The sequence below is a fragment of the Methanobrevibacter sp. genome (assembly GCF_045577275.1).
In the GTDB taxonomy this organism is placed as follows: Archaea; Methanobacteriota; Methanobacteria; order Methanobacteriales; family Methanobacteriaceae; genus Methanobrevibacter.
The window spans coordinates 1-7,090 of record NZ_JAZNIB010000263.1; the positions used below are offsets into that span (position 1 = coordinate 1).

5 protein-coding genes and 1 tRNA gene are annotated in these 7,090 nt (G+C 31.3%); 4 read left to right on the forward strand and 2 right to left on the reverse strand.

Features of this window, described 5'->3' with window-relative positions; translation table 11 throughout:
* Both ACKI67_RS07670 and ACKI67_RS07675 read left to right on the forward strand, forming a co-directional pair.
* Window positions 1-1,330 (forward strand): hypothetical protein (locus tag ACKI67_RS07670; RefSeq protein ID WP_407462897.1); only part of this gene is annotated, 1,330 nt, incomplete at its 5' end.
* A gap of 25 nt (window positions 1,331-1,355) precedes the next feature.
* Window positions 1,356-2,276, forward strand: coding sequence for a hypothetical protein (locus tag ACKI67_RS07675; RefSeq protein ID WP_407462898.1), 921 nt, complete (start codon window positions 1,356-1,358; stop codon window positions 2,274-2,276).
* On the opposite strand, the gene rimI is transcribed toward ACKI67_RS07675, so the two are convergent.
* Window positions 2,273-2,719, reverse strand: a complete 447-nt coding sequence (rimI, locus tag ACKI67_RS07680) for a ribosomal protein S18-alanine N-acetyltransferase (protein WP_407462899.1) — start codon at window positions 2,717-2,719, stop codon at window positions 2,273-2,275. The genes ACKI67_RS07675 and rimI overlap by 4 nt on opposite strands.
* 258 nt (window positions 2,720-2,977) lie before the next feature.
* On the opposite strand from rimI, the gene ACKI67_RS07685 reads away from it, so the two are divergent.
* Together ACKI67_RS07685 and ACKI67_RS07690 are read left to right on the forward strand one after the other, a co-directional pair.
* Window positions 2,978-3,388 carry a UPF0146 family protein gene (locus tag ACKI67_RS07685; protein WP_407462900.1) on the forward strand — a complete coding sequence of 137 codons (411 nt, stop codon included), beginning with the start codon at window positions 2,978-2,980 and terminating at the stop codon, window positions 3,386-3,388.
* Window positions 3,389-3,577: 189 nt separating this feature from the next.
* Complete coding sequence (locus tag ACKI67_RS07690) at window positions 3,578-6,277, forward strand: cation-translocating P-type ATPase (protein ID WP_407462901.1); 2,700 nt, start codon at window positions 3,578-3,580, stop codon at window positions 6,275-6,277.
* Between the two features lie 687 nt (window positions 6,278-6,964).
* Here the strand turns inward: ACKI67_RS07690 and ACKI67_RS07695 are convergent.
* A tRNA-Ser gene (locus ACKI67_RS07695) sits at window positions 6,965-7,048 on the reverse strand.
* Window positions 7,049-7,090 lie beyond the last annotated feature (42 nt).

The following is a 7,090-nucleotide window of genomic DNA, read 5'->3' on the forward strand; positions in this document are numbered from 1 at the left end:
AAACCAATTAAGAGTTCAAACTATGAAAAAGATTATTCCAATATTGATTTTATCATTGGTCATATTAGCCCCAATATTTGCTGAAAGTGTGGATGCAACCACAGTGTTTTTAACTTCAGACAATATGAATGGGCATGATGCAGATTTGCACAGATTAAATGATATCAAAGATAGAATCGAATCAAAAACTAATGGCGAAATAATCGTTATAGTGGATGATTCGGCTTCAAATCCCGGAGAAGGGACAAGGCTAATGAATGCAAGAAGCGATGTTGGAGTTACAATTTCTGCTGCCTGCGCAGGAAATCTTGTTGAGCTTGCAGACTACTCTTCAAGAACAACCAGAAAAGTAATTTATATTAATGCAGGTTCAGTTGATTTGAACAATGTGAATTTCTTGAGAAGATCCTACGATGACAATTGGTCACATTACACCTTTGCATCAGTGCAAAGCCCAGGAAGATTTTTAAGTGAGGCTGGAATAAGTCTAATCCAACCAGCAATTGAATATCCTGATGAATGCCATAAAGGAATAATCAAAGCGGATAGCGATGCAGTGAATGAATATATTGCAAATGAAATTATTAATGCAGTCTATTCACAAACTGGCGATAGCAGACAATTGGATACCAATTTGATAGTTAATCATAACATGAATCCAAAATACTTGGCGGAAGATTCCAAATTAATAGTTGATGGACATGGATCAGATATGAAAGAATCATATGGTTCCTACACTACACAGCAACTATTATACATGAGCTCTTCATACATAGCAGGCTATAGTCTTGATGTGCCCCCATATTTTGAAGCACCGGACAATCCTCAAAAGTATTCCAGCTTCAATAGATGGAGCTATTCATTCAATGATTACTGCAAAATGGCAGATATGGTAGTTGACTATATGAATGAACATGGAAAGGCACCTGATTCCATCAATTACGAAGGTGCAACCATCGGATATTATGATTTGGTTTATAATTTTGCTTTGCTTACAGAAGATGACACAAGTGCAAGCACAATGAACTTCCCTTCAAAAATGGACTTCCATAAATACTACGATAGTTTACTATTCAGCCTATTGCCAATAGCTGTCTTACTCATTGCATTAATTATAGTGTTGCTGATTATTAGAAAAATAATCAGAAGCATTAAAAGAAGAATCAGAAGAAGAAAAGAAAGAAGATATATGAAAAAAAGGCAGAAGGCAATGTATGGCAGGAATCCTAGAAGATTGCACAATAGTAGGGATTCCGGATATTATTCAGATTATGATTATCCGCCTAATCAACCAAGAAGATTAAATAGGCAGCAAAGAAGACGCAGATAAATAAATAGAAACAAGGAGTTTAAAAATGACAAACACGCAAAAAACACAGGAAAATGAAGAGTACATAAATAGTTTAAAGGATGAAATAAGCTATTTGAAAGAGATTCTTGCCAGCAAACTCTTTGAAGAAGATCATTTAATAAATTTTACCTGCAAACAGATAGAAACAGATTATGCATTAAAATTTGGTGTATATAAATACAAAATTAGTGAATACAAGCTTAAGATTAAGAAAACCAAAAGAACAAGCCAAATGATTAAAAAAATGATTGAAAAACAATCTGCAAATCAATTTAAAGATAAGGATTTGGAAGAAAACCAAAAAAAGATCAATCAAACAAAAATCAACAAGCCAAAAATCAATATGAGCGAGATTGAAAGTCATATTACAAATGAATTTAAAGAGGAAGAGAACGAGTTGGAAACTGAAACTGCAAAAGTGAACATCCTCATTGAAGAGCATAAGAATAATCTTAATAAGAAACAGGATTTCAAAGAATTGGACACTATCTATAAGGAGTGCATAAGAAAAATTCATCCAGATTTATTGTTTGAACCTACAACATATGAAGAAAACTTATTCTATAGTTCCAAAGAAGCATATGAGGACAGGAATTTGGAAGAGTTAAAATCCTCACAAAATTTAATAAACAGGCATGAAATCGATAAGGTTCCTCAAACAGTAGAGGAATTTGAGAGATTTAGGGATATGCTTGAAATCAACATTGAATTGGAAGATAAGGAAATTTCCGAAATCATCAATTCCAAACCTTACACTCAACAAAAATTCCTATTGGACAACAAAAAGGTAAATAGCTATAGGGAAGGATTGGTAACATCCCTATTGGAAGTTGAAAAGGAATACATCAGAATCAATAAGGATTTGACTGAATTGAAAAAAGAGAATAATCTTAGCTATAGGCTTGATTTGACTAAAGATGATTAGTTTTGAATCATGTCTGTGTTAAAGAACATGACATACGCATCAGATCCGTCTTCATAATAGCCCGGAACTTTTCTATCGATTTTGAATCCGAACTTTTCATAAAAGGCTACAGCAACATCATTATGTGATTTCACTTCCAAAGTGATTTTATGGATATCACAATTTTTAAAGATTGTCACTGCCATCATAAGCAGACGGGTTGCTATATGTTGACCACGGAATCTCTTATCAACTGCAAGAGCTATAATATGACCTAAACCTTCTTCTTTTACCCAGAAAATGATATATCCTACGATTTCACCATCTTCAATCGCAACAAGAAAACCAGCACCTATATCATACAACTGCTGAAGAATGGCAACTTCATAAGGGGTTGAAAAAGACTCCACTTCAATTTGATAAACCCTTCCCAAATCAGAAGGGACAAATTCACGAATAAACATATAAAAACCTAAATAATTTAAAATAATAAAATAATTTAAAAAATAAAATAATTATTTTTAACTAATAATTTTTAACTTGTAAATTTACTATTATAACTATATACTTTACTCTATAAAAAAGATTTCTAAAAATAAAAATAGAATCAAAAATAAGAATCATAAAAAGAACAAAAATAGAATATATTAAATTATTAGAAAATAGATATAAGTATACCAGTAAAAAAAAAAAAAAAAAAAAAAAACTTGTAAGGAATAAAAATGTGGAATGATTTAGAGGAATTTTTACTTAAATTGGCTATTGAAAATAGTGAAAAAACAGGACAAAAAACAAAAATGGTTGAAATTGGAGTGGGCAAATTCCAAACAATTTCCAAAAATTTAAGTAAAAATGAAAACATTGATTTGATAATGACAGACATTGATCCTGCAAATGAGGATATTGTGAAAGATGATGTATTCAATCCGGATATGTCTATCTATGAAGATGCAGACATACTCTTTTCAATAAGACCTCCAGGTGAATTGCAGGAAGCAATCATGAAAATAAGAGATGAAGTCAATGCAACATTAATCATCAAGCCATTATTCAATGAGGATTTGAATATAAAAACTCAAAAAATGAAATTGAAAAATTATAACCGTGCCTCATTCTATATCTATGAAAAATAAAAATTAAACAAAAAAGTAATAACAATAAGTTAATATAAAATAATCTTAAATATATTAATTAATAAGATATAATTTTTATAAAAATTAATTAAAATAAATCATATAAATTACATTTAATAAAACAAATTGAAATGCATCTTTGCAAAACTGAAACTATTTTTAATAATTAGAAACTTGGGGATTATATTGATAGATGAAATATTAAAACAGTACTCCACACAAAAGGAAGGACTAAGCAGTACTGAGGCCAATGCTAGACTAGGAAAGTATGGCCTAAATAAACTTAAGGAAAAAAAGAGAGACAGTCCTTTAAAACTATTTTTAGCTCAATTCTTGGATGTTTTAATATTCATGCTTATTATTGCAGCCATAGCAAGCTATATGATTGGAAACCACCTTGATGCAATTGTCATACTTGTAGTTGTAATAATCAACTCAATAATCGGTTTTATCCAAGAGTATCGTGCAGAAAATGCTATGGAAAAGCTAAAAAGCTTAGTCAATACCATTGCTCATGTAAAGAGAGACGGCACTATCAGAAGAATCCCTGGAGAAAAGCTTACAGTGGGAGATGTTGTACTCCTTGAAGAGGGAGATAAAGTCCCTGCTGATTTGATCTTAATTGAAGCTTATGACTTATATGTTGATGAATCTTCCTTGACTGGAGAATCCAATCTAGTTAAAAAGGACACAGATTACAACAATATTGAAGATTTTTCCGACAAAATCAAGGATATTGAAAAATATTCCAAAGAGGATAATGTCCAAAGCAAAATCGTTTCAATGAACTCAAATGTCATATTTGGAAGAGGAATAGGCGTCGTCATAGCTACAGGTATGAACACAACCATAGGAAAAATAGCTAAAATGATTCAAGAGGATGAAGAAGAGACACCATTGACAATCAAAGTTGGAAAAATAGGCAAAAAGATCGGAATCATCTCAATTTTCATCTGTATTCTTGTCTTCTTCATTGAATTTTTCCAAAGCGTGGATATCCTTGAAAGTTTTATGACTGCAGTTTCACTAGCTGTTGCAGCAATTCCTGAAGGGCTTCCAGCTGTACTAACATTGACTTTGGCATTGGGAATGCAAAAGATGGCAAAGTCCAATGCAATAGTCAAAAGATTGTCATCTGTCGAAACATTAGGATCATGTACATACATATGCACTGACAAGACAGGAACCTTGACTGAAAACAAAATGACAGTAAGGGAAGATTACTTGACAAACAGGTCAAAATCAGTTTTAATTTCCGCATTATGCAATACAGTAAGATATGAAGATGATGAATTGATAGGAAATCCTACAGATTTGGCAACATACAACTTTGCATATGAAAATAATTTTGAAAATCTGTATAAAAATAGGAACTTGGTCAAGGAATATGAGATACCTTTAGACAGCAACAGAAAAAGGATGACCATCATTTATAGTGAAAAAGTTGAAAATGATATGAGTGAAGATATATCCTTTGATAAAAATTACTATGTGCTAACTAAAGGTGCGCCAGAATTAATTTTAGACTTCTCCAAATCAATAGAGGATGATGGAAATATAAGAATTATCGATGATGAAATTAAGGAAAACATAATCTCAAAAATTGATGAAATGACCAATTCATCTTTAAGAGTAATTGGTCTTGCTTATAGGAAAATTGACTCAAAAACATTTGAAAAAATACTCGAATGTGATGAGAAGGTATTTGAAAACAAACAGGATTATGAAATACACAAAACATATAGTGAAAGCAAGCATCATGGAGAATCATTTGAGAATGACTTGATATTCACTGGACTTCTTGGAATAATGGATCCTCCTAGAGCAGAGGCCATTGATGCAGTGGCAGACTGTCAAAAAGCAGGAATCAATATTGTGATGATTACTGGAGACCACAAGGACACTGCAACTGCAATTGCAAAGGAAATAGGCATACTCCCAAACCAAACTCCAGAAAATTCAAACAAAAGACAGATATTGACTGGACAGGAATTGGAAGACTTAAGCGATGAGGAATATGAAAAAATCGCTAAGGATATAAGAGTGTATGCAAGAGTTTATCCTGAACAAAAAAGAAGAATCATCGAAGTGCTGCAGAATCAAGGTGAAATTGTCTCAATGACTGGTGATGGTGTAAATGATGCGCCTGCACTTAAAAAGGCATCCATTGGAGTTGCAATGGGCAGCGGAACAGATGTGACCAAAGAGTCTGCAGATATGATCATTCAAGATGACAATTTTGCTACAATAGTCTCTTCAATCAAAGAGGGAAGAACCATTTATGACAACATCAAAAGATTCCTCAAATTCCAATTATCCACAAACATTGGAGCAATACTAACCATTACAATTGGTTCCCTATTGCCAATACCAACCCCATTTACTCCTATTCAGCTTTTATGGATCAACATCATAATGGACGGTCCACCAGCACAATCTTTAGGTTTGGAAGGACCAGAAGAGGATTTAATGAGAAGACCGCCTGAAAGGGGAGAGCTTATTGGAAAGAAAACAATGGTGAAGATTTTCATTTCAGGACTCGTGATGACCATAGGCACTTTAGGATTGTTCATCTGGGAATTGAACAATGGTGGTGCAAATGTAAAGACCAAGGCAATTACAGTTGCATTTACAGTATTCGTATTATATCAATTATTCAATGCATTGAACTATAGGTCCAGCTCCAAAATGAGAAATACAATGCTTTGGCTATCCCTTATAGGATCATTCATATTGCAGGTTCTCGTAATATATGTGCCGTTCCTACAGACAATATTCAAGACATGTTCAATTGGACTTGTTGATTGGATTTTGATAATCATAGTCTCTGCAATAATCCTGATTACAGATAAGATTTCCAATATTGCAGTGGAAAAAGCTTTTAATTAATGAAAATCATATGTTTAAGATTTTTTAAAGACTGATTCAGATTTATTAAAAAAATTTTAAATAGTATATTAAATAAAAATATATTTAATTATATTTTTTAAGGAGGAATATTATGAATTTAGTAGCAGACATCATTAATGGATTAACATCAATGTCAATTGTAATGATTATAGGTTTCATTATTGTTATAGCATTATTAACTGTAATCGGAAAAAAACTTTAAATAGATTAGTTAGTATTAATTTTTAATTAATATTAATCCTATCTATACACTCCCACCATACTATTTTTCAAATAATTTACCATTTATTACACTATTTTTAACCAAGAACTTTTTTAATTAATTTACCAATTGATAGATCATTTACACCTATTTTTTAATTAATGAATAAAAAATAAAATTCTTATGTAGATAAAACAATTTATAAAACACTATTTTCCAAATAAATATGATTTAATTAAATTTCCAATTAAAATAAACGAAAGGATTAGTTTTAACTATTGTTTAAAGAAAACTAAAATTAATTTAAAACCTTATCAAAAAATAGCTAATTTTTTAAATAAATCTACTGCAAATAGAAAATAAAAATTTGATAAAAAAATGATTAAAATTAGAATAATAATTAAAAAATAGAAATTTGAAATTACAATAAAAATTAAAATAAAAAAAGTAAAATTATAGAAAAACGCCGAGACTGGGATTTGAACCCAGGCGGAGATTACCCCACGGGATTTCAAGTCCCGCGCCTTACCAGGCTAGACTATCTCGGCATACGAATTGATAAATAATATAATAAATAATTAGGGTAATCT